At 57.4% G+C, this 22,622-nt stretch carries 18 protein-coding genes and 2 pseudogenes; 7 read left to right on the top strand and 13 right to left on the bottom strand.

Annotated elements, in window-relative coordinates; all coding sequences use genetic code 11:
• Positions 1–761: 761 nt before the first annotated feature.
• Entirely contained in the window at positions 762–1,247 is a 486-nt protein-coding gene (locus tag ACA048_RS18165; protein ID WP_497625663.1) for a DUF6130 family protein, read from the top strand.
• A gap of 54 nt (positions 1,248–1,301) precedes the next feature.
• On the opposite strand, the gene ACA048_RS18160 is transcribed toward ACA048_RS18165, so the two are convergent.
• Positions 1,302–2,042 (bottom strand): Mut7-C RNAse domain-containing protein, encoded by a 741-nt coding sequence (locus ACA048_RS18160; protein ID WP_497625662.1) that lies wholly within the window; start codon positions 2,040–2,042, stop codon positions 1,302–1,304.
• A gap of 178 nt (positions 2,043–2,220) precedes the next feature.
• Between ACA048_RS18160 and ACA048_RS18155 the strand changes: the two genes are divergently transcribed.
• A complete protein-coding gene (locus ACA048_RS18155; protein ID WP_497625661.1) occupies positions 2,221–2,793 on the top strand; it encodes an eCIS core domain-containing protein in 573 nt (190 codons plus the stop codon).
• Entirely contained in the window at positions 2,794–3,417 is a 624-nt protein-coding gene (locus tag ACA048_RS18150) for a gamma-glutamylcyclotransferase (RefSeq protein ID WP_497629891.1), read from the top strand.
• Between the two features lie 79 nt (positions 3,418–3,496).
• Here ACA048_RS18150 and ACA048_RS18145 read toward each other — a convergent pair whose 3' ends face one another.
• From ACA048_RS18145 to ACA048_RS18120, 6 genes and pseudogenes are all read right to left on the bottom strand, one after another.
• The gene (locus ACA048_RS18145; RefSeq protein ID WP_497625660.1) at positions 3,497–4,966 is read right to left on the bottom strand and encodes a sensor histidine kinase; all 1,470 of its coding nucleotides are present in this window, start codon (positions 4,964–4,966) and stop codon (positions 3,497–3,499) included.
• 460 nt (positions 4,967–5,426) lie between these two features.
• Positions 5,427–5,758, bottom strand: a pseudogene (locus ACA048_RS18140) (DUF411 domain-containing protein); the annotation flags it as partial.
• A gap of 78 nt (positions 5,759–5,836) precedes the next feature.
• A pseudogene (locus ACA048_RS18135) lies at positions 5,837–7,934 on the bottom strand (copper-transporting P-type ATPase).
• A gap of 198 nt (positions 7,935–8,132) precedes the next feature.
• Entirely contained in the window at positions 8,133–9,026 is an 894-nt protein-coding gene (locus ACA048_RS18130) for a sterol desaturase family protein (protein ID WP_497625659.1), read from the bottom strand.
• A 40-nt stretch (positions 9,027–9,066) separates the two neighbouring features.
• Entirely contained in the window at positions 9,067–9,528 is a 462-nt protein-coding gene (locus ACA048_RS18125) for a hypothetical protein (RefSeq protein WP_497625658.1), read from the bottom strand.
• Positions 9,529–9,565: 37 nt separating this feature from the next.
• Complete coding sequence (locus ACA048_RS18120) at positions 9,566–10,642, bottom strand: 2Fe-2S iron-sulfur cluster-binding protein (protein WP_497625657.1); 1,077 nt, start codon at positions 10,640–10,642, stop codon at positions 9,566–9,568.
• A gap of 110 nt (positions 10,643–10,752) precedes the next feature.
• Here ACA048_RS18120 and ACA048_RS18115 point away from each other — a divergent pair, with 110 nt between their 5' ends.
• Both ACA048_RS18115 and ACA048_RS18110 read left to right on the top strand, forming a co-directional pair.
• Positions 10,753–11,700 carry a LysR family transcriptional regulator gene (locus ACA048_RS18115; RefSeq protein WP_497625656.1) on the top strand — a complete coding sequence of 316 codons (948 nt, stop codon included), beginning with the start codon at positions 10,753–10,755 and terminating at the stop codon, positions 11,698–11,700.
• A gap of 674 nt (positions 11,701–12,374) precedes the next feature.
• The gene (locus tag ACA048_RS18110) at positions 12,375–12,734 is read left to right on the top strand and encodes a DUF6124 family protein (RefSeq protein WP_497625655.1); all 360 of its coding nucleotides are present in this window, start codon (positions 12,375–12,377) and stop codon (positions 12,732–12,734) included.
• Positions 12,735–12,856: 122 nt separating this feature from the next.
• Here the strand turns inward: ACA048_RS18110 and ACA048_RS18105 are convergent, their stop codons facing one another.
• The 6 genes from ACA048_RS18105 to ACA048_RS18080 form a co-directional block, all read right to left on the bottom strand.
• On the bottom strand, positions 12,857–14,416 hold the full coding sequence (locus ACA048_RS18105; RefSeq protein ID WP_497625654.1) for an amino acid permease: 1,560 nt from the start codon (positions 14,414–14,416) through the stop codon (positions 12,857–12,859).
• Between the two features lie 147 nt (positions 14,417–14,563).
• Positions 14,564–15,724 carry an iron-containing alcohol dehydrogenase gene (locus ACA048_RS18100; protein ID WP_497625653.1) on the bottom strand — a complete coding sequence of 387 codons (1,161 nt, stop codon included), beginning with the start codon at positions 15,722–15,724 and terminating at the stop codon, positions 14,564–14,566.
• 3 nt (positions 15,725–15,727) lie between these two features.
• Complete coding sequence (locus ACA048_RS18095) at positions 15,728–17,119, bottom strand: aldehyde dehydrogenase family protein (RefSeq protein WP_497625652.1); 1,392 nt, start codon at positions 17,117–17,119, stop codon at positions 15,728–15,730.
• Positions 17,120–17,126: 7 nt separating this feature from the next.
• Positions 17,127–18,500 carry a glutamine synthetase family protein gene (locus tag ACA048_RS18090; RefSeq protein WP_497625651.1) on the bottom strand — a complete coding sequence of 458 codons (1,374 nt, stop codon included), beginning with the start codon at positions 18,498–18,500 and terminating at the stop codon, positions 17,127–17,129.
• Positions 18,501–18,621: 121 nt separating this feature from the next.
• Positions 18,622–19,140: a G/U mismatch-specific DNA glycosylase gene (gene mug / locus ACA048_RS18085; RefSeq protein WP_497625650.1), complete on the bottom strand. Its 519-nt coding sequence runs from the start codon at positions 19,138–19,140 to the stop codon at positions 18,622–18,624.
• A gap of 8 nt (positions 19,141–19,148) precedes the next feature.
• Positions 19,149–19,772 (bottom strand): TetR/AcrR family transcriptional regulator, encoded by a 624-nt coding sequence (locus ACA048_RS18080; RefSeq protein WP_497625649.1) that lies wholly within the window; start codon positions 19,770–19,772, stop codon positions 19,149–19,151.
• 227 nt (positions 19,773–19,999) lie between these two features.
• On the opposite strand from ACA048_RS18080, the gene ACA048_RS18075 reads away from it, so the two are divergent.
• Complete coding sequence (locus ACA048_RS18075; RefSeq protein ID WP_497625648.1) at positions 20,000–21,136, top strand: HlyD family secretion protein; 1,137 nt, start codon at positions 20,000–20,002, stop codon at positions 21,134–21,136.
• The gene (locus tag ACA048_RS18070; protein WP_497625647.1) at positions 21,136–22,614 is read left to right on the top strand and encodes a DHA2 family efflux MFS transporter permease subunit; all 1,479 of its coding nucleotides are present in this window, start codon (positions 21,136–21,138) and stop codon (positions 22,612–22,614) included. Before ACA048_RS18075 ends, ACA048_RS18070 begins: the two co-directional genes overlap by 1 nt.
• Positions 22,615–22,622: the final 8 nt, after the last annotated feature.

Below are 22,622 nucleotides of genomic sequence, written 5' to 3'. Positions count from 1 at the left end.
AAAAACGCGACCAACTCTTATCAACAAGGGAGGAACTGATACAGGGTTTTGGTTGAAAAATGCTACTGGGAGGCTCCAGAAGGGTGTTCATATAGACCTGAAAAAAATTGGGGATGAAATCCTACAATGTTTCGGAGGGGCTCATGCGTGGTAATTATTACAATATCTGACAGATGGATGACTTTGTCGGACGCATACGTTGTCCTGCTCTCTCGCACATGAAGACTGACTGCCACCTTCATCTTGTAGGACGTGATTGTGTGAAAACGCGCTAAACACCTAGAAAACTGAGAGTCGCGAAGGTTGCCTATGGAATCAGCGGGCGGAAGCGCGAATTAGCTTAGTCAGTGACATAGACGTTCGTAATGCCCTTTGGGCCGCGGCAGCGGCCCAATCGGCTTCTAACTGGCGGGCCAAGCGGCTGGGCTCACGCCCTGATCGCCTCAAGCAGTCCTGCGATGCCGAAGATGCTCATCATTCGTTTGAGGTTGTAGGCGAGCACATAATCAATAAGCTAAACGCTATCAAGAAGGGCTGCGAAGAAAAACTTCAAAATTGAAGCAGGGAGTGAACCTGCGCTTGGACCTCCATCTCGCTAGGTGAGACGGGGGAAAAAGTACAAAATTGTCTTCGTAAAGTGACGACGGATGGACCTCCGCTTTTTCTAGAAACCTGACTGAATGCTTGAAAAATAAATCTGTCCCCTTTTTTCCTCCTCGGTTTGATCTAGCCTTGAGTTAAATCACGCGGGAGAAAACACCATGCCCCTCGCTCTCAGAAATCTGTCGGCCTTTGCTTTAGGTGTCTTTTTTTGCATGACCGCGTGCGGTCAAGGGGAAGCAGACACCAATCACCCACCGGCGATACTCCCATTGGAATCTGAGGCGGTGCCAAAACTCATTGCCTATCCACCGCTTGCCGAGCCGCTCGCCCGTGGTGTTGTCATTATCCAGTATCGAACAGAGCACGCCAGGATCATGCCGGTATTTGGCAAAGCGGCTGTTGAAGTATCACCACGCCTCGGTCACCTTCACGTGACCGTCGACGACAGGGAAGGGACATGGGCGCACACCAGTGAAGACCCGATTATTTTGGTTGGACTCAAACCTGGCACGCATAAGGTTCTTCTTGAAGTGGCCGACCCGACTCACAAAATTCTCACCAGTACGATAGTGAGTTTTATAGTTCCGGAGAAGAAGCCAACGGACGCCCCCCACATTGACGAGAGTCACGCAGTAAAACCATAACGGTTGAGTGTTCATGGCTAACTGCTGTGGATTCAACCGGCCCGATGCGCTTGGCTATCGGTTCAGGAGAGGTGCCAGCAATGCACACATACCGCGCCAGTGCGAACCCTCCCAGTAAATCCGTTGGCAGGCGTCGCAGCGCAAAAAGTGCGAATAGAGGGCGCCAATGCGTGGTGGCACCTGCGGCCGAGCCAGTTCCGGGCTGATCTCGTGCAGCGGCAGGTTGCAATGAAGGCACAGGCTGAATGGCCGCGCGCTGCGCGCCAGGTCGAGGCGCTCATACAATTCGCGCAGCTGCAGCGACGGTTTCAGGGCATGCACGTAACAGCCGTGGCTGATGATCCGCCGCTTGAGCAGGTCGCGGTCGCGGGTTAGCACGATGCGTCCTTGCTGTGCAGCGATCTCGGCGATCTCGCCATCCTCGAAGCCATTGTCGTAGAGGGTATCGAAGCCGCTCATGCGCAGCAGGCTGGCCAGCCCGCCAAGGTGCGCATCAGCGACGAAGCGCAGCACCCGTAAAGGTTGCGCACGACCCTTCAGCAGCGGGCTGATGTCCAGAACTTCGAACTTGGGATACACCGCCAGCCGATCACTGTCGAAGATCACCCGCTCGAAGCCCACCGACTCGCCGTTGAGCAGCACCAGTTCGACCTCGGTGTGCGGTATCCCGAGCGCCTCGATCATGTGCTTGACCGTCGCCCCTCGCGCGCACTTGCAGGTGAAGGACTGCCGCCGCCGTTCGGCCGGCAGGAAATCGTTGAGCTCCTCGTAGAAGCGAAAGGTTGCACTGGTCATGTTGAACAGTATGGCAGGGCTGCAAGATGAACGCCTAAGATGGGGATTGAGTGGAAAGGAGGTCCTTCGCTTCCTGCGATTATCTGGGGGCGCTTGATTCGGGACTACGCTAAAGCCATGCGGGTCGTCGATCAATAGTGACCCACTGTTCGCGCTGTGTCCGTCCTTGGAGCGCCCAATGCCGCCCATCACCACGCGCCTGGTGGCGCTGTTTGTTCTTTGCCTGACCTTTGAAGTGCCAGCCCAGACCGACGCCTGCCCAGCTGGCGAAAAACAAGTATGCCTGGACGGCTGCATCTGCCTGCCAGCCGTGGGACAGCTTGAGGGTCTCTACCCGATCGCGGCACTTGCTCTGGCACTGTGGTTGACCCAAGCCCGCGCTGAAGCAGCCAACGCCGGCGTCCAACCCATTCCACCGCACATCCGGGAGCAACTATTGCGCTGGTACGACCCCAGCGTCCTCGATACCGCGCGCTACAAAGTCAGCGACAACGGCCAATTCAGCGCCGCCACTGCCATGCTGCAAAACCCCGATATCGGCGCCGTGACGCTGATCGACATCATCCTCTTCCGGGATGCTCAATCCGCAGAAGAGAACGTCTTGCTCTGGGCTCACGAATTAAAGCATGTGCAGCAGTATCAGGAATGGGGGGTAGAAGGATTTGCCCGGCGGTATACACAAGATTTCAATGCTGTGGAGGCGCCGGCTTATGCCATACAGGCTGAGGTCAGACGGTTGCTGCGGGAGTGACTGACTGTAAAAAAAGGTCACGAAAAAATAGATCCGTCCCTCAGTCCCTTTTGGATCTTTGCTTATGGCTCACTGATTTGGAATCCGGAGTTCGAATGTGTGGAGAGCCGTGACGCCACCGCCTATGGGTGGCATCGGTCGTTCTGCCTGAAACTTGCTCGCTGGCGCGGCACACGCGAGTTGCCAGCCCTGATGTTGGCCCTCGACCGCGGTGGAAGCTGCAACGGGTTGGCATACCGGCTTCCAGCCCAAGATCACTTCAAACAACTGGGACTGTTAATGTTCCGGGAAATTGACGCAAACCCACCGACCAATGTTCCGCGCTGGATTTCGGTTAAAACCGAGACTGGGATATTGCGTGCATTAGCCTTTGTCGCAGCACGCGACGGAATGGCCTATGCAGGCAAGTTGCCAATGGAAAAGGTTGCACATGTGTTGGCTCGCGCAGCCGGGCACTGGGGCTCGGCTGCCCAATATCTATTCCGGACCGTGACAATGCTGAAAGAGCATGGCATTCGCGACCGCAATATGTGGCGCATACAAAGCCTGGTCGCACAGGAAATCGAAGAGTTGTTGGGAAAGAAAGGGGGCGAATTTATTTTTCCGTCCCCTATTGGAAAATAAATCCGTCCATTTTTTTCTCCTTTTTTTACCTTACGTCTCTCTCCCCAGATCGGCGAGAACGGCTGCGCGAAGACGAGGGTTATCGCAACGCGCTGGCTCTTCTTTCTACAACCCTGAAACTCAAGCGTACGGATGTTCCCTGTTGTTCATGGTGGGTCAGACTGGCTTCTCCACCAAAACTTTCCATGATCTGCTTCACCATAATCAGCCCTATGCCTAGCCTGCCTTGCTTGGTGGTGTAGAAGGTTTTGAACGCCATCATTTCTTGTTGCCGTGACGTTCCATTCCCGGTGTCACCAATGATGAGATGCAGCCATTGATGGGTTTTCTCCACATTAGCCTGGATGGTTAATTTTCCCCCGCCCTGCATTGCCTCTATTGCATTAGCAATGACGCTATTCAGAATTTGAGAAAGCAAAAGTGGATTACTGATGATCCGAAGGGTGGGCTCATTCTTGAACTCGACCCGGATTCTTGACTGAGCCAATTGTGCGCCGAAGCCGGCCAGAGTGGCCTGTACCACAATCATCGGTTCCACCAGTTCTGCCTCTCCACGGATCGGTCGCAAGCACAGCAGCAATTCGTGCACCCACTGCGACATCCGATCCACTTGGTTGACAATATCGTCGATATTCCTTTTGGCGGGTTGGCCGTCCATGTCGCTCGCCAATTCTGCGCTGGAGCGGATGCAGGCAAGTGGATTACGCAGACTATGAGCGACCGCCGTGGACATTTCGACCAAGCCCACGTAGGTCTTGTTGGCGACGAGCTGGGCTTCCTGTGACGCCAGCTGAATCGATGCCCGTCGAACAATCCAATACAACCCGACGTAAAGGAGCAGACCGCCCGCCGCCGTAGACAGCCAGATTATCCAGTGGCCACGATTGAGCCGTTCGATTAGATCGGCCGGTTCCTTGTAAATTTCCACCACTGCCAGAGTATTCCCCTGATCATCTACCAGGGGGATGTAGCTCTCGATGAAGAACATTTTGGGAGAGAGCAAAAATTGCTGTTCGGGACGGCGTTCATCAGCGTTGCTGTATTTGGTGGAAACTCGGTCTTTGGAGTTGAATGCCGCTTCAAGTGGTTCGTCGTTCAGAAATTTTTGTCCGATAAGCTGCGGATTGGTCGACCACATCACTGTCCGAAGAGGGGAGTAGATGTTAATCAGGAGTGAGTCCGGGAGGTACGAAAGGTGGTCGAGGAACTCGGAGCGGGCACGGTGCCTGTTAAGCGACATTTCTTCGGACAGCACTCCATTTTGGGTGGCTGCCAAAACGTCGCCCATCCGCATCCCAGCCAACTCGTGGTGACGTATCTCACCCTGGGCGATGGTCTGGATAAATTGCGCTGACAACAGGGCGTCGCGCTCCAGGCTTTCGATGACCAGGAAACGTGTCGACACTGACCCCAGTCCGATGGCTATCGCGCTGATCAGGAGGAAGCTGATGATCGAAAACCATCGCAGGAGGTTGGGTGGTTTCGTCGGCGCAATTGAGTCGGCCGCTACCCGATCAAGGCGTCTGAAAAAAGCTGAATTTGGCTGCATGTAGAGTGTCCTTATGCATGCTGCTTGTACGGTTGTAGCAGCTCGAACCACTCAATGAGTTCTGGATGAATACCCAGCATTCTCTGTGCCAAAAACCTCAGACGTACATAACGTAAGGTAAGGCAAGCAGTAATCGTTCTGTTTAGTGCCTGAGACGGAGCAAATGGAGTTTTCCACGCATTCGTCAGCGCGAAAGAAAACGCATTCCTGGGGAAATAGAACCAACTCTGGGGACAATCCCCCTGCGAAGGGTGATGTCAGGGGCGTCTATAGAAACCAGTAAGCTGTTTTGGGGTGAGAGCGACGCTGGTCAGTGTCGGCGTATTGCCGATTGCTGCGTGTTACGAAGAACTTCCTCTCGATGCGCACCTCGTTCCGCTTCTGAGTCGACTAAGACAAAATTTTAGCCCGGTTGAAGATTTCCCCCCTGCGGATGCTGTTCATCTCAATACCGGCGCGGCGGCATGCCAGGCGCTGCAATTCCGACGAGCTCAGGGTGATTTTTCAAGTCGAGAATCTGTGCTGTCGGCACATGCCCTCGACGAATTTTCCATCAATCACGGCGGTATGACAGGAGGCCAAGCGCGGGGCGACGCCGAGGCGTTGCTTGACTTCACTCATATTGGGTTCGACATGGTCGCGCACGCTGAAACCATTGGCTTCAAGATACTTGATCCATTCCTTGCAGCAGCCACAGTTAGGATCTCGGTAAATGTCGATGACTTCGGCGGCTTGTGCCACTCCGGTCATCAGCAGGGTCGTGAGCACGGCGATGCGCAGCCTGGTATTCATGGGAGATCTCCAGTTTTAAAAGAGCGCTTATCGACAGCAGCAACCGCCGCCGTTCGCGCCACAACCTGAGTTTTTTTCTCATTCTGGACGTCTGCCGCAGCTCATGGCCAGTGCGGCAATCAGTGGTGACAGAAGGTGACCGGTAAGCGGGTAGAACAAACCGGCGGCCAGCGGGATGCCCATGGCGTTGTAAAGAAAGGCGAAGGTCAGGTTCTGGTGCATGTTTCTCACCGTCGCTACTGAAAGGCTGCGAGCACGCAGGATACCGAGCAGATCGCCCTTGACCAGGGTGACCTGAGCGCTGTTCATCGCCACGTCGGTGCCCGTGCCCATGGCGATACCCATGTCAGCACGAGCCAGAGCAGGGGCATCATTGATGCCGTCGCCAGCCATCGCCACGAGGTGTCCGGTCTGTTGCAGAGACGCGACCAAACGTTCTTTGTCTTGCGGTTTGACCTCGCCATGCACCTCCTCAATTCCTAACTGGCCAGCTACCGAGCGCGCAGTAGTAAGACCATCACCCGTAGCCATGATGACCTTGATGCCCTCCGCCTGCAGACGCTCGACTGCCAGCTTCGAGGTGGGTTTGATGGGGTCGGCAACAGCCAGCAAACCCGCCAGAGCGCCATTGACTGCCAAGTACATGATGCTCGTACCGTCACTGCGTAATTTCTCGGCTTGCACTTGCAAGCTCTCGGTGACGACGCCGGACTCATGCATCAGCGCGGTATTGCCCAACTTCAGGTGGCGACCCTCAACCTGACCGCTTACACCAATGCCGGAGGCCAATTCGAAGGTTTCAGGTGGGCTTAGTGTCAGGCCGGCGGCGAGCCTGTTCGGTAATAGCGTGGGCCAACGGGTGCTCGCTGCCCTGATCGAGACTCGCGGCCAGGCGCAGCACTTCATCCTGAGCAAATCCAGGTACAGCCTCGACGCTATGAAACGCTGGCCGCCCTTCAGTGAGGGTGCCAGTCTTGTCGACGATCAAGGTGTCTATCTTGCGCAGGTTTTCGATGGCGGCGGCATCGCGAAACAAGATGCCGCTGCCAGCAGCCTTGCCGGGGGCGACCATCACCGACATCGGTGTTGCCAGGCCAAGGGCGCAAGGGCAGGCGATGATCATTACCGCGACAGCGTTGATCAGTCCGAACACCCAGCTTGGCTCGGGCCCCCACAACCCCCAGCCGAGTAGAGTCAGTGCGGCGATAGTAATCACCACAATCACGAAGTAACCGGCAATCACATCTGCCAGGCGTTGTATCGGCGCTTTTGAGCGTTGTGCCTGTACAACCATTTGTACAATTTGCGCGAGCAAGGTGGCTGACCCTATCTTCTGCGCCTGCATCACCAGGCCGCCGTGGGTGTTGAGGGTCGCGCCGATCAATGCATCACCAGGCCTCTTCATGATCGGTATGGGCTCACCAGTGAGCATCGACTCGTCCACTGCACTTTCGCCTTTGAGTACCTGGTCATCGACTGGCACTTTTTCACCGGGTCGCACACGTAACGTGTCGCCGCTGTGTACGTGTGTCAGTGGGATGTCTTCTTCCGTGCCGTCGGCATTGATTCGTCGGGCAGTTTTGGGTGCCAGGCCGAGTAGCGACTTGATTGCCGCAGAGGTTTGCGAGCGAGCCTTGAGTTCGAGCATTTGGCCGAGCAGGGTCAGTGAGATGATTACCGCCGCAGCCTCAAAGTACACGCCGATGCGGCCGTCCATCATGAAATTGCTGGGGAATGCGCTGGGGACCAGGATGGCCACAACGCTGTAAAAAAGCCGCAGTACCGAGGCCGATCAATGTCCACATGTTCGGGCTGCGCTGAATCACCGAACGTACGCCACGTACATAAAACGGCCAGCCAGCCCAAAGCACCACGGGTGTTGCCAGTCCTAGCTCGACCCGGTTTTGCGTGGTGCCGTGGAACAGCACGAGGGCATGGCCGCCCATGGCCAGCAAGGTGACGATCACGGTCAGTGGTAATGTCCACCAGAAGCGCCGGGTGAAGTCCTTGGGTTCGGGGTTCTCTTCTTCCTCTAACTCGGGAAACACCTGCTCCAGTGTCATACCGCACTTGGGGCAGGTACCGGGGCCGATCTGGCGGATTTCCGGATGCATGGGCAGGTATATTCAGTGGCAGTCGTTAACGGCTCTGCTGGTGCCTGATGGACTTGTTCAATTTCAGTCGAAGATATTTGATAGTGCTCGGGCTCTGCACTGAAGGTCGTTTGGCATTTCTGGCTGCAGAACCGGTAATTCGCGCTTCCGCCCGCTGATTCCACAGGCAACCCTCACGACTCCCGGTTTTCGAGGTATTTAGCGCGTTTTCACACAGCCTGGACCCAGTGCAGACCTTCACCTTGATTCAACTCGGACCGTCATCTCACTGCAATTGCCAGACCGTCAGCGGTAAAAATGATGGCTTGAGCTGCTTCAAGTTCATCGGACGAACTCTGGACGATGATCGAGGATTCCTCGGGGTTCACCTTCCGCTCGCGGCAAAGTGGCCAGAACAATTGCACCGCCCAAGACTCTACCTTTACACCTGTTGGCACGCCGTAAGCATCCTGAGCGCAGTGCGGATGACCGCTGCTCGTCTTGTGAAGCTTGTCCCAGATATTGAGCACATTGCCATAGTTGGATGAGGCATTGCCGAAGCGGCCGATACCATGATGCACGTGATGAAAATCCTGGAGCGAGAACAGCTTTTCTGCCAGATCAAGAAACAGACGGCCAGGCGCGAAACGGCGCAACCACAAATCCCAGCGATAACCCACATGTTGCAGATAGCCTACGGTCAGCTTTAGGCCCAACATCGCTGCGCCAGCCTCCTCGGCACCAACAAAAACCAGTACCGGAGCCATCACGTTGACGGGGATCAGCAAGTAATAAAGCGTGCTTTCGCGCACCCCCATCAGCACATTCATGCGTGTCGGAATATGGTGAGGTTTGTGCAGGCGCCACAGCCAGGGTATTTGGTGTGCCTGCCGGTGAAACCAGTAATTCCCATAATCGTCAAGCAACAGGACGGCGAGGAACAATAAGGCGAAATTGGCGTGAGCGAGAGCGTTTCTCCACTCGGGGAAAAATGTGACCAGCACATAAGTAACCGCCGCAAAAGGAAGAGCGCGAATGGAGAACGCGATCACTATACAGATCAGGTTCACGCCCATTTCATTCATGCTCAATGCGCGGGGTTTCCTGAATTCCCCCATCACAATGTCAAGCACAAGCAGCAGGGCAAAGACACTGAGCCCAATAGTCATTCCCATCGCGGTTTCCTTTTGCTGAGTGGCGAGCCAAGAGCACTGTTCATTTCAGATTTTCGGCAAAGAAAACCAGCTTGCCGACCTTGGCTGGATTGACTGTAATTTCGACGGGAACGATGCCGTTGAAACGCTCAAGGTTCTGGCTGCCGCCACTCAGCGTGATTTGACCCTGGTCTCCATGCCCTGGCGTTGTCTGAAAATGGGCATACAACACACCGCCATCAGTCGTTTTGAATTCACAGTCGCCAAATCCCGCGACGACAGCCTTTCCTTTCAATGTGTCGGTGATGGCACAAAGGGCATAGAAACGCACCGACTCACCTTGTGACATCAGCTTTCCCGCGCCCTCGGCAATCATGTTCAAGCTTGACGTTCCCGTAGCAGTATTAACTTCGGATACGTTTTTTACGGCGGCACCAAACTCAAGCGTGATGGGCGTGTCAGCCGCTTGCGCCTGCGAAAACGCTGCACACAGAATTAAGGTGGGTATCAATTTCGATTTCATTTTTTATTATCCAAAGTCAATGAGTGCCGAAAAAAGCTTATTGCTGCGTCATATTGCTGCGATCAATAAAACGGTCGTAGTGGATGTAATGAGGCTCAACGACGCCTTCTAATTGGCGAAGAATCGAATCGATCATCGGGGGCGGTCCGCAGAGGTAAAAACTACTGTCGGCAGGGCTACAGAAACTGGAAATATGTTCGCCGCAATACCCAGTCAGGCCACCCCAGTCGGAATCACCGGGCTCATTTGACAGGACGGGCTCGAACAGCATCCGACTGCGGGCAGGCCAGTTGGCTTGTAGTTTCGCAATTTCGCTAAGGCAGTACAGATCGTCCTGGGTGCGGGCGGCAAAAAACAGCGTCACATCCGGTGCGCTTTGCTGAGCGCTCAAATGTTCGAGAATTGATTTGATGGGAGCAAGGCCACTTCCGCCGGCGATGAGTACCATCGGGCGCTGAACGTTATGGACAGTAAAATCACCGAGCGGGCCAGTCAACTCTATGCACTCGCCGATGCGATCCTCGGCAAACAACCATTCGGTAAATTGTCCGCCGGGGACCAAGCGGACATGAAATTCCACCTCGATTTGCGGATGACCCAATGGCGCTGAGCAGAAGGAGTAACAACGCGCTTCCTGGGCCAAGGCTGGGTGCCCTGGAATGCTCAGTTGGGCGTACTGTCCAGCCTCGTAGGCCAGCGGTGCATCAAGCTCCAGTACCAGATGGCGAATATTGTGGTTCAGCGAAATGGCAGATTTGATCCGTCCGGAGCGTGTGACCAGTGCCGGACCCTGGACATCCGACGACAAGCCCGGTACGGCAAGCAGTACATCGCTCAAGAGTTCGGACTGGCACGCCAACAGATAGCCGTTGCGCATTGCATCGTGGTCCACATGATGGGAGATGTCCTTCTTGAGCCTGACTTTTCCCCGCAGCAGACGACATCGGCAGGAGCCACATTCTCCGACCATGCATAAATGCGCAATTTTGACGCCACTGCGCAGACCGGCCTTGAGGACAGTCTCGCCCGATGCCACACACGCTTGCAGCTCGGTGCCTTCGATGATCAGTTGATAGCTATTGGGCGATGCGGGAGCGCAAGCAGTAGTCGACATGGGAACAGTTGCCTTATTGGGTACGGTCGAACTGTAATTTTTGCTAGAGTGATGCGTCCAATGCATTGTAAGCATTGAAGCAATAACGCATGAGCATGATGAGGTGCTAGATGGACTTGAAGCGTATCCGCTATGCCCTCGCGCTGGCGCAGGAACTGAACTTTGCCCGTGCAGCCGAAAAGCTGCATCTTAGCCAGCCCGCACTCAGTCGGGGCATTCAGGCATTGGAAGAAGAGCTGGGGCTGTCCTTATTCGACCGCGACAACCGAGCGGTTTCAGTAACCAAAGTAGGTGAAGTATTTCTGGAACACGCCAAGCGTATCGCTTACCAGATGCGCACGTTTGAGTTGGACATGGCACAAATACGTGACGCCGATGTAGGGCACGTCGCGTTCGGGGTCGGACCTTCACCGACCTATGGGCTGGTGCGGCAGGTGCTCTTGGAGGTAAGGCGGCAGAATCCCGGCATTTGCTTCACCGTGGACACAAACAACTGGCGCTACCTGCTACTCCATCTGCGAGCCGAGGAGATCGAGTTTTTTGTTGCCGACACGCAGGAAATCTCACATGAACCTGATCTCGCCATCACACCACTTTGTCGTCAACGTGGAGCATTCTTCTGCCGCCCTGGTCATCCACTGATAGGTAATCCGTCGCGCATGCTGAAAGATTGTTTGTCCTATGGCTTCGCCTTGAGTTCGTTCCCCAATGGGGCGCTGGTTCAACTTAGACGCCTACTTGAATTGGCGCCCGATCAGTCACTGCCGGTGGTGCTGAAATGCGACAACCTCTCTGTGCTGAAAGACCTCGCGATTAACGACGATCTGATTCTGGGTGCAACAGACGCCGCAGTGCAGCGAGAGCTGTCGACGGGAGACCTGGTTCCCTTGCCTTTTTCCGAGACCGAAGCGCTATTTACTGAAATTGGCATCGTGCATTTGAGCGGACGAACATTGTCCCCGGCAGCCACGTTGGTGCTCAACACCATTCGTGCCGTTGCTTGCAAAGCGCCTGGGACCACAATGTACAAAGGAGCGGGATTTTACGATGAACGATGAATCATCTTCATTCTGTTGAAAAAGTCGGTCATGGTTTCCACGGCAGAAAAATACTCGCCTGAGATTGAAATCTTTACTTTTGGCAGAGGCTTCCGGGCTGAGATTTCACGTAGCAGCGTGTAAAAATGGCGTTTTCACCCGCCAATATTCAGGCCATTGGGCGAACCGACTTTTTTAACAGAATCGGCCGACAGCTGACTGACTCAATAGACCACGTTGCCAACGCACTCGCGACGGTCACCCTTATAAATATGGCAGTGGCTTCCTGGATGCTTTCTCAGCTTTCACTACCTGTAGGAAGTCCGTGTCAGCTTATTCAACAACTCTTGAGTGTCGTGTTTAAACGCCATCAAGGTAACGTCCTGAAAGCTACAAATCCTTGCGCCGTTACCTACGGCTACGCCAGAATCCGCCGGCTTGTGCGCCTTGGTGCTGCTCGGTAACTTGATTCCCGTCACTGCCCATCAGTGATCGGGTTTAGTCGCCCGTTGATGTCAAGACGCACAATGTCTCTATCAGCCAGGTATCCCATGCCTGCACTTGATGGCGGTTGTGCGCAGGGCGCTTCGGCGCGCCGATTTCTTGGCTCATCGGTCGACTAACCTGTGCACAGCTGCCTCCCTCTCGTTTAGTCGCGAGCTGGTTGCAGCCTCACTCATATGAGGTTTGAGCCAATGTTTAAAGTAACACCCAACCCACCAGACACCGATCCAGTGTCCCCGTACGAACCCGATTCAAAAAAACTCAGCGAGGCCGCCGAACGCGCCCTCAACTTCCACTTCCCGTCGAACGCCGACATCAAAGCCACCAAGCGAACGCGCAGTACTCTGTTCTCCGTAGACCCAGAAGCCACTGCTGAAACTCTGGCCGTGTTTTTGGTCGAGACGCTGGCCTCGGTCGATGTGATGGTCCATCAGTTGGTGGATCATCTGGAGGGTGAGTCGCGTTATGCCTTGCTGGGCATTTCAAACAGCATCATGGTGGCGGAGATCACGGCGAACCGGGTGCTGGATAAAGTTGAGCCATCTGTGTAACTGCTGTCCTGTGGCGAGGGAGTAAGCTCCCTCGCCACAGGTTATTTATCGCTCGATCTATCTATCTGTTTTCATAAAAACGGGACGCTTGGCGTCCCGTTTTTTTTGTTATGACGAACAGCTCAAGCGCGTTTATTTAAAGCCGCCTCAGACGCTGCGATTTGCGTCTGGCGCTGGACAATCACGTCGCCCACCGGTGGCCCCTGGAAGCGACGAGTTTCAAAGCCGAACCAGACAATCGCTGTCAGCACCAGGAAGCCGATGGTGATGTACAGCGCCCAATCGTTCGGCGGCTGAATGCCGATGATGAAGATGATCACCATCGAGAGGACCGAGAGGAGGGCAAACACGGTGTACCAGAAGCGCCCCATGTTCCACGGCCCCATGGTCGGCCACTTCGCGGTCCCGTAGGTAAACAGGCCCAGCACGATGGGGATGATGAAGGAGAAGAAGAGGAAGATCACCGTGCAGGAGACGACGATCGTATAGACCGGCGTGGCCCCGACCGAGATCACTGACGAGCCCCAGTCGAACAGAACGGCGAGGGTGGCACCGGTCCAGATCGCCGCCACCGGGCTGCGAAAGGTCGGCGAGACCGAGGCCAGCGCTTTGGAGAAAGGTAGGCCGCCGTCACGTGAGAAGGCGAAGATCATCCGTGAAACCGAAGTCACGGTCGCCAGCCCGCAGAGGATCTGCGAGATGAAAATCGCCACATACAGCGCAACTTTAAGCGTCGGGCTTACCTGGGTGTTCATGGCCCAGAAGAACACGTTCCAGCCTTGCTTGGCCGCTTCATCCATGTTCGGCAGCATCAGCACGAACGAGCACAACATCACCCAGCCGAACAGCAACGACCAGACCACCGACATGACCATGCCGCGTGGCACGGAAATGGCCGCGTTGCGCGTCTCCTCGGAGGTGTGCGCGGAGGCATCGTAGCCGGTGATGGTGTAGATCGGCAGCAGCAGGCCGAGCATGAACACCCAGCCGTTCGACACCTGTGGCCAAACGCTGCCACCCGCCTCGCCAGAGTAGTTGCTGAAGGTCCACAGCCGCGCGAATTCATAACTCGGTGCCGAGATCAGGCAGACGATGGTCAGCGCCAGCGCCGTGGCGAAAATCAGGTAGCCGGAGAAGTCGGTGAGCTTGGCGGTCAGGCCGATCCCCAAGTGGTTACACAAGGCCTGAAGACCGGTCAGCACCGCGAGGAAAATCACTCTGACGGTGGTTGTGTCTTCCATGCCCAGCGCCGGTCCGAAGGCACCGAAAAAGAAGTAGTAAGTACCGACGTTGATCGCCCCCAGCACGGTGACCAACCCCAGCAGGTTGAACCACGCGGTCAGCCAGCCGGTGAAGCGGTTACCGAGAATCGAGCCCCAGTGATACAGACCGCCAGCGGTGGGATAGGCCGAAGAAATCTGCGCCATGGCCATGGCGAACACCCCGGAGATCAGGCAGCCAATCGGCCAACCGATGCCGATGGAGGCGCCGCCCCCGCCGGAGGTGCCCTGGGCGAGGGAGTTGATGCCCCCGGAGAGGATGCAGATGATTGAAAAGGAAATCGCAAAGTTGGAGAAAACGCCCATTCGTCGCGACAGCTGCTGGGCGTAGCCCATGCTGTGCAGCACTTTGACGTCATCGTCATGCGGCGCGTCAGTGCCGGGCTGGCTTGCTGGATTCATGTTGTGTGCCCCATCAGGTTTTGATACGCATCCATCCGGAATACCGGACGGGCTGGCCTTCAACCCCTTGTCGTACTGCTCCTGTCTCCAACCGGTACAACCTGCCCGTGCGTGGCATTCTTGTGTGAGCACAGGCAGTCAACTGCTCTACAAGCGGCCGTGAAACGCCGCGTCGAAAATCTCTGCCGCACCGGCCTTCGTCAATGGCAACGGGTTGCCGCCGGCAGAAGGGTCGACCACGGCCATGTCCGCGATCAGGTCGGCCTGTCGGTCATCCACACCCAACTCGAACAGCGTGTGCGGCACGCCGATGTCTTTGCGCAGTTTGAGGATGAAGGCCAGGAAACTGTCGAAGCCGGGGGAGGGCAGGCGCAAATACGCAGCCAGGCGCGTGATGCGTTCTTCGATGGCCGGGCGATTGAATTTCAGGACGTAGGGCATGAAGGTCGCATTGGTCATGCCGTGATGGGTGTCGTACAGCGCGCCCACCGGATGCGAAAGGGCATGCATCCCGCCCAGTCCTTTCTGGAACGCAGTGGCGCCCATCGCCGCCGCCGCGAGCATGTGCGCGCGCGCGTCAAGGTCGGACGGCGTGTGCACGGCGCGCACCAGTGCGTTGGCCACCAGGCGCATGCCTTCGACGGCGATGCCGTCGGCCAACGGATGAAAACCGGGGGCGCAGTAGGCTTCCAGGCAATGGGCCAAGGCGTCCATGCCGGTGCCGGCGGTGACTTTGGCCGGCATGCCGACGCTCAGGGCCGGGTCGCTGATGACCACGCGCGGCATCATTTTCGGGTGGAAGATGATGCGTTTGGTGTGGGTAGCCTCATCGATGATCACTGCTGCACGGCCCACTTCCGACCCCGTGCCCGCCGTGGTCGGCACCGCAATCACCGGGGCGATGCGGCTTTCGTCGGCGCGGGTCCAGTAGTCGCCGATGTCTTCGAAATCCCACACCGGGCGCGTCTGACCGCTCATAAAGGCGATGAGTTTGCCCATGTCCAGGCCGCTGCCGCCACCGAAGGCGATCACGCCATCGTGGTTGCCGGCGCGCCAGGCATCAAGTCCGCCGGCGAGGTTGGCTTCGACCGGGTTGGGCTTGAGGTCGCAAAACAGTGCAACGCCAAGACCTGCGGCGCGCAGTGCTTCCAGGGTGGCGATGGTCATCGGCGCACGCGCCAGGCCACTGTCGGTGACCAGCAGCGGGCGCTGTATGCCCTGGCTTCGGCAAATGTCGGCGAGTTCGGCGATGCGGCCGACACCAAAGTGGATGCTCGTGGGGTAATTCCAGTTCGCGGTCAGGCTCATGGCTCAGATCTCGTGGCGCAAATGGAAGGATTTGGCGCGGGTCAGGTGTTCATAACCGAGGCGCGACAGGGTGACGCCGCGCCCGCTGTTTTTCACCCCGGTCCAGGCCAGGGCCGGGTCGAGGTAGTCGCAGCGGTTCATGAATACGGTGCCGGTGTCGATCTCATTGCCCAGGCGTTCAGCGGCGGCAAGGTCTTGGGTCCAGATGGAGGCACTGAGCCCGAACTCGCTGTCATTCATCAAGGCGATGGCTTCTTCGTCACCGTCCACCGGCATGATGCCGACCACCGGACCGAAGCTTTCATCGCGCATGACCGACATTTGATGGGTGACGTCGACCAGGACTTGCGGCGCGAGGTAGGCGCTGCCCGGCACGTCAGCGGGAAATGCCTGGGGTTCAATCAGTGCCTTGGCACCTTGGGCCAGTGCTTCGGCGATTTGACCGCGTACGAAATCAGCAGCGGCCGGGGTGACCATGGGGCCGAGTGTGGTGGCTTCGTCCAGTGGGTTGCCGAGCACGTATTGGCGGGTCAGGGCAGCGAAACGTTCGATGAAGGCTGGATAGATTTTTTTGTCGACGTAAATGCGCTCGATGGCGCAGCAACTTTGCCCGGAGTTGAAGAAGCTGCCGTCCACGAGGTTTTCTACCGCGTGGTCGAGATTGGCATCTGCGCGCACGTAGGCCGGGTCTTTTCCGCCGAGTTCCAGGCCTACGCCAAGGAAGCGCCCGGTGGCGGCGGTTTCCATGGCCTCGCCAGCGCCGACGGAACCGGTGAAATTCACTTGTTGCACACGTCCGGAGCCAATGATCGCGGCGGTCTGGTTGTGATCGAGCAGCAGGTTTTGGAACAGACCGGCCGGCAAGTTGGCATAGGCCATGGCCTCGGCGAACCGTTCACCGACCAGCAGCGTTTGCGACGCGTGTTTGAGGATGACGCTGTTGCCGGCCATCAGCGCCGGAATGATCGTGTTCACGGCTGTCAGGTACGGGTAATTCCAGGGCGCAATGACCAGCACCGTACCCAGTGGATCACGTTGAACAAACCGTCGAAAACCTGAAACAGGGGTGGGTTCTATTGCGGCCAGGGCCTCAGGCGCAATGGCAATCATGTGCCGCGCACGCTCTTCAAAACCGCGCAGTTCACCCGCGCCAAACCGTACCGGGCGGCCCATCTGCCAGGCCAGTTCCCGCACGATGTCAGTTTTCATCGCCAGCATCGCGTCCACCACCGCACTGCAAAAAGCGGCGCGTTCGCTCAGGGGCCGGCGTTTCCATTGCGCCTGGGCGGTGGCGGCTGCAACCAGCGATTGGTCGATGTGTGCAGTGTCGGCATAGCAACGTTCGGCGTAGACCCGGCCATCGACCGGGGAAATGAGTTTAATGGTTGCCGTCATGATGACCTCAATAACGTTCAAAGCCGCGCTGCAGTTCCCAATCGGTGATCCGCCGGTCGTACTCTTTCTGCTCCCATTCGGCGGTGTGCACGTAGTGGTCGATCACCTCGTCCCCGAACGCTTCGCGCAACATCGTGGAGGTCTGGAGTGCGGCGCAGGCTTCGCGCAAGGTCTTGGAGACTTCCGGCAAGTGTTCGTCGAGGTAGGCGTCGCCTTCAAAGGGCGGTGCGAGGGCGAGCTTCTCGTCAATTCCGGCCAGGCCCGCCGCGATCAGGGCCGCAAAGGCCAGATACGGGTTGAGGTCGGCGCCGCCGATGCGGCATTCGATGCGGATGGATTTGCTGCTTTCTGCGCACAAACGAAAGCCGGCAGTGCGGTTGTCCCGGCTCCACACCGCTCGCGTCGGCGCAAACGTACCGGCCTGAAAGCGTTTGTACGAGTTGATGTAGGGCGCGAGAAAACAGGTGATGTCGTTGGCATACTTGAGCTGCCCGGCGACCCAGGAGCGCATCAGTGTCGACATGCCGAATTCAGCCTTGGCGTCGAAGAACAACGGCTTTTTTCCGTTCTTGTCCCACAGCGAATTATGGATGTGGCTACTGGAACCGGCGGCGTCATAGCGCCACTTGGCCATGAAGGTGATCGCCTTGCCTTGCAGTTGCGCGATTTCTTTGCAGGCGTGCTTGATGATGACGTGGTGGTCGGCCATGGTCAGGGCGTCGGCGTAGCGGATGTTGATCTCTTCCTGGCCCGGCCCCCATTCACCCTTGGAGTTTTCCACGGGAATGCCGCTGGCCTGCAGGTGCTTGCGAATCGCCCGCAGCACCGGCTCTTCGCGGGTGGTCTGCAGGATGTTGTAATCTTCGATGTAATGGCCGGCGGTTTTTGGTTTGTGGTAGTTGCGCTTGTGGATGGCCTCGTAGCTCTCGTCGAACAGATAGAACTCCAGTTCCGAGGCGAACATGCCGGTATATCCACGCTCGCGCAGGCGTTCGATTTGCTTCTTCAGGATCGCCCGCGGGCTGTGCGGCAAGTCGCGGCGATGGTGGTGATCGAGCACATCGCAGAGCACCAGCGCCGTGCACTCCAGCCATGGCACCCGGCGCAGGGTGGACATGTCGGGCTTGAGCACAAAGTCGCCATAGCCTTTGCTCCAGCTGGCGGCGGCGTAACCCGGCACGGGTTCCATGTCGATGTCGTCGGCCAGCAGGTAGTTGCAGCAGTGGGTTTCTTCATGGCCGCTGTCGATAAAAAACTCGACCTGGAATCGCTTGCCGACCAGGCGTCCCTGCATGTCGACCATGCAGACCAGTACGGTATCGATTTCGCCGGCAACGGCGGCACGCTTCAGTTCGTCAAAGCTGAGGAGGGGCTCGGTCATCACGTCAGTCCTGCGTGAATAGTGTGGGCCTGTCTGAAATAGCTGTTGCAGACGCTCTTCAGAAAAACCCAAACCCTGCCAGAGCGAGCATCGTGCGCAATAAGCTGATCCTTAGCTTAGCCTACTGTCGATTTGTGCAAGTTTTGATGAGTTGGCGATACGCGCCCACCAGTTGATCCAGCGAAAACGCCAGATTTCGCCCGCTCGGGTTGGGCAAGATCCAGACCTTGGCGTCGCCGAAGGTCTTGGGTTGAAGGCCCCAGGCAATGTCCCGCTGGCCGGTTAACGCGCTGTATGCGGCTTTGCCGAGAAACGCTACGACGCGGGGTGCATGGCGCAGGATCTTCTGTTCAAAATCCGCAGCGGCGGCGATGAATTCGTGCAACGACAGCTGATCGGCGCGCGCCGTGGGCCGGTCGACCACGGCGGTCAATCCGCAGCGGTACTGCAAGATCGTCCGATCGTTTTCCGGGCGCACCTCCTCGGGCGTAAACCCGGCAAGGTGGAGCGTGCGCCAGAAGCGATTGCCCCGGCCCGCAAAGTGATGCCCTTGGGCGGCAGCTGTCATGCCTGGATTGATCCCGCAAAAAATCACGTCGAGTTGATCGGCCAGTATGTCTTCAAGTCCTTCACCCGCCATAAAGCCTCTCAACCGCAGATCACGTTGACCGCGTTGCGCGCCAGTTCGGTCAGCTCCGCGCGGGATTTGCCTGCCCGTGCCCGGATCGAAATGCTGTGCAGCAGGGAGGAGGCGAGCACGGCGAGGGCGGCCGGGTCGACGTTGTCTTTGAGTTCGCCAGCAGTAATGGCCCTTCGCAGACGCGCTTCAAGATCGGCGTCGAGCCGACTCAGGCGGTCCGACAGCACCTCACGGATTTCCACATCCTCGACGGCTTCAGTGGTTGCCGTGCCGATCGCAAAGCAGCCACGGGGCTGACCGTCCCCGGAGAAATAAATCGATAACTGCCCCTCATAGAAACGCATCAACGCCTCGCGCAACGTCAGTTGGCTGTCGGTCAGCGCCTCATGCATGTCGGCAGCGGCGAATTCCCAATACTGCTCAAGCGCCTTGATATAGAGCGCGTGTTTGTCACCGAACGCGGCATAGAGGCTCGGGCGATTCATGCCCGCTGCCGTGGCGATGCTGTCCAGCGACGCGGCGGAATAGCCGGTACTCCAAAACACCCCCAATGCTTGTTGCAACGCGGTCTGTGGGTTATAGGCGCGGGGGCGTCCGCGGCCTTTTGCTTCGGTAATCTTTTTTTGTGCCATGACGTACAAAATCCTTGTGCGAAGGTGGGTCGAGGCATATTCTTACACCATCGCACAAAATTAAGGAACCAGAAGTTCCTGAATTTCAGGTTTGTTGAAGCAGAGCTCGAACTGGGTATAGCGGCGACGAAACAGGGTGCGGCGGAGCGATCCTTCTGACTGCGCACGGTATGGCTGTTTTTTATGGGTATTAGCCCCTGACTTCCCGGTTAAAGGTGTTTTCGATCATGACTAAACAGTTCGATATTCCAGCTTCACAAACCTTTGAACACCCAGGGCCGAACCCGACCGGCACGCCCAGCAAAAAAACCCTTAAAGAGACCGTGCGGCCATTGCTGATGGTGGGTGTACCGGCGCTCTTTGCGGCGGTTGGGTACGCACACTATGTGGCCCGTGAGCCCTATATTTCGACCGATAACGCCTACGCCCGAGTGGCGAAGGCATCGATCAATGCGCGCACGTCGGGCCAGGTCATCGAAATCGCAGTCGAGGACAACCAGTCGGTTCGCAAGGGCCAGGTGTTGTTCCGCATCGATCCCAAACCGTTGCAGATCGCTGTTGACCGCGCACAAGCCCAACTGAGCGTCGCGCGGCTGCGTATCGATGGGCTCAAGGCCAGCTACCGGCAGCAACAGGCTGAACTGCAATCGGCTAAAGAGTCGGCTGATTTCGATCAAAAGGAATTTGGCCGCAAGAAGGCGCTGGTCGCTTCCGAGTTCGTGTCGAAGTCGATTTATGAGCGCGCCGACACCGACCTCAAAGTGTCGCGGCAACGCATAGCCTCCATCGAACAACAGATCGCCAGCACGGTGGTTGCCTTGAACGGCAATCCGAACATCGACGTCGACAGCCACCCGGCCGTTCGCGAGGCCAAGGCGCAGCTTGATGAAACGCAGCTCTACCTCTCGTACGCCACGGTATATGCGCCGGACGATGGCATCGTCGCCAAGGTCGATGATTTGCAGGTGGGCAACTATGTGAACAACGGCGCACCGGCCTTTGCGCTGCTGTCCGATCGCGAGGTGTGGGTGGAAGCCAACTTCCGCGAAACGGACGTAACCCATATGCGCCCGGGTCAGGCTGCGACCATTCATCTCGATACCTACCCGGATCACGAGTTCAAGGCCCACGTGGTCAGCATGAGCCCCGGCGCCGGGTCGGACTTTGCCTTGCTGCCGCCCGAAAACGCCACCGGCAACTGGGTCAAAGTGGTGCAGCGGGTGCCGGTGCGGCTCGAACTCGACGAGCTCGACCCGCAGATGCCGCTCTACTCGGGGATTAGCGCCACGGTCAAGGTCGATACCGGGCACCGCACGCCATGGTGGCATCCGCTCAAGGCGCTGTTGACCGCAGGAGCCTCCTGATGAACACCAACCCTGCCGGAGCTGCGGGCTCACTAAGGTTCGCCGCGTTGCTCGCCACCTATATGCAGTCCGCGAACCTGCCGTTGCCCAATGCCGTGCTCAGATTTATTCAGGGCAGCATGTCGATGACTGACGACCAGGCTGGATGGATTTTCACTTCGTACCTTGCGGCCAGTGCGATCACGATGCCGATTGCGCAATGGCTGGCCGGGCGTTACGGCCTGAAGCGGGTGTATCAAACCGCTTTAGCCGTCTTCGTCCTGGGCTTGGTGCTCGCCACTTTGGCATCGACGCCACTGGAGTTCATCGGTGCGCGCATTATCCAGGGCCTGGCGAGTGGCGTGCTGGCGCCGCTGTCGATGGCGATTGCCCTGGAAACGTTGCCACTGGAGAAGCGCGCGAAGTTCGGTGCAACGTGGACAGCCATTGTGCTCGTCGGCATCGTCAGCGGCCCGAGCATTGGCGGCTGGGTCGCTGAACATTTCGGATGGCGCCCGATTTTCTACATCAGCCTGCCGCTGTCGGCGTACATCTTCCTGGTGATCGCACAGCTGCTGGCCGAGAAGAAGGCCGAGAAACGTCCAGCGTTCGACTTCTTTGGTTTCGGCACTTTCACCCTGGGGCTGATCAGCCTGCAAATGTTGCTCGACCGTGGTGAACGTCTGGACTGGTTTTCCTCGACCGAGATCTGGCTGGAAGCGATCGGCTGTGCACTTGGGCTCTACCTGTTCCTGGTGCATGTGCTGACCGCGAAGGTGCATTTCCTCAACAAGCGTTTGTTCAACGACCGCAACTTCGTGCTGTCGACGGTGATCTTTTTTGCCGTGGGTTTCGTGTTGCTGTCGACCATGGCGCTGACGTCGCCGATGCTCGATGAAATCCTCGGCTACCCGCCTGACACCACCGGTTCGCTGACCATACCGCGCGGTATAGGACTGGTCGGTGCGTTTCTGTTGATGGGCCGTGTTCCGGAGCGTTTCGACCGTCGGCTGTTCGTGGCGGCGGGCGTGGCCATCGTGGTGTATGCCAACTGGTTGATGCTCGGCTATTCGCCGCTGATGGACTGGTGGCCGGTGGCGCTGGCGGGTGCGATTCAGGGCGTCGGCATCGGCATGTTGATGCCGTCGCTGACCAAGGTCGCCTTCAGCACCCTCGACCCGGCGCTGCGCCCGGAAGGCACCGGTCTTTTCAACCTGTCGCGTGTGTACGGCAGCACCCTCGGTGTGGCGATCGTGCAGTTGTATTTCTTCAACAACACCCACGCGATGCACATGGCGCTGGCCAGCAACTTGACACCGTATAGCGCGGCGGCCCATTCGGCGGCGACGTCCTTGCAAGCCATGGCGGGGCTCAACGAAATGATCACCGGCCAGGCGGCGTTTATCGGCGTGGTCGGCCAATTCAAGATTTTGATGTTCGCGATGCTGGTGGTCAGCCCACTGGTGATCTTTCTTCGCAAGCCCGTTGCGACCAACTAGTTTTCGTG

This window comes from Pseudomonas sp. LBUM1659 (assembly GCF_059716045.1).
The sequence above is the reverse complement of the archived record's forward strand: the minus strand, read 5'-3'. Positions and strand labels throughout refer to the sequence as shown.

Bases quoted from the DNA above. Each gene is read 5' to 3' on its own strand.
- ACA048_RS18165 (WP_497625663.1), top strand. From the start codon at position 762: ATGCCCCTCGCTCTCAGAAATCTGTCGGCCTTTGCTTTAGGTGTCTTT.
- ACA048_RS18160 (WP_497625662.1), bottom strand. From the start codon at position 2,042: ATGACCAGTGCAACCTTTCGCTTCTACGAGGAGCTCAACGATTTCCTG.
- ACA048_RS18155 (WP_497625661.1), top strand. From the start codon at position 2,221: ATGCCGCCCATCACCACGCGCCTGGTGGCGCTGTTTGTTCTTTGCCTG.
- ACA048_RS18145 (WP_497625660.1), bottom strand. From the start codon at position 4,966: ATGCAGCCAAATTCAGCTTTTTTCAGACGCCTTGATCGGGTAGCGGCC.
- ACA048_RS18130 (WP_497625659.1), bottom strand. From the start codon at position 9,026: ATGGGAATGACTATTGGGCTCAGTGTCTTTGCCCTGCTGCTTGTGCTT.
- ACA048_RS18125 (WP_497625658.1), bottom strand. From the start codon at position 9,528: ATGAAATCGAAATTGATACCCACCTTAATTCTGTGTGCAGCGTTTTCG.
- ACA048_RS18120 (WP_497625657.1), bottom strand. From the start codon at position 10,642: ATGTCGACTACTGCTTGCGCTCCCGCATCGCCCAATAGCTATCAACTG.
- ACA048_RS18115 (WP_497625656.1), top strand. From the start codon at position 10,753: ATGGACTTGAAGCGTATCCGCTATGCCCTCGCGCTGGCGCAGGAACTG.
- ACA048_RS18110 (WP_497625655.1), top strand. From the start codon at position 12,375: ATGTTTAAAGTAACACCCAACCCACCAGACACCGATCCAGTGTCCCCG.
- ACA048_RS18105 (WP_497625654.1), bottom strand. From the start codon at position 14,416: ATGAATCCAGCAAGCCAGCCCGGCACTGACGCGCCGCATGACGATGAC.
- ACA048_RS18100 (WP_497625653.1), bottom strand. From the start codon at position 15,724: ATGAGCCTGACCGCGAACTGGAATTACCCCACGAGCATCCACTTTGGT.
- ACA048_RS18095 (WP_497625652.1), bottom strand. From the start codon at position 17,119: ATGACGGCAACCATTAAACTCATTTCCCCGGTCGATGGCCGGGTCTAC.
- ACA048_RS18090 (WP_497625651.1), bottom strand. From the start codon at position 18,500: ATGACCGAGCCCCTCCTCAGCTTTGACGAACTGAAGCGTGCCGCCGTT.
- mug (WP_497625650.1), bottom strand. From the start codon at position 19,140: ATGGCGGGTGAAGGACTTGAAGACATACTGGCCGATCAACTCGACGTG.
- ACA048_RS18080 (WP_497625649.1), bottom strand. From the start codon at position 19,772: ATGGCACAAAAAAAGATTACCGAAGCAAAAGGCCGCGGACGCCCCCGC.
- ACA048_RS18075 (WP_497625648.1), top strand. From the start codon at position 20,000: ATGACTAAACAGTTCGATATTCCAGCTTCACAAACCTTTGAACACCCA.
- ACA048_RS18070 (WP_497625647.1), top strand. From the start codon at position 21,136: ATGAACACCAACCCTGCCGGAGCTGCGGGCTCACTAAGGTTCGCCGCG.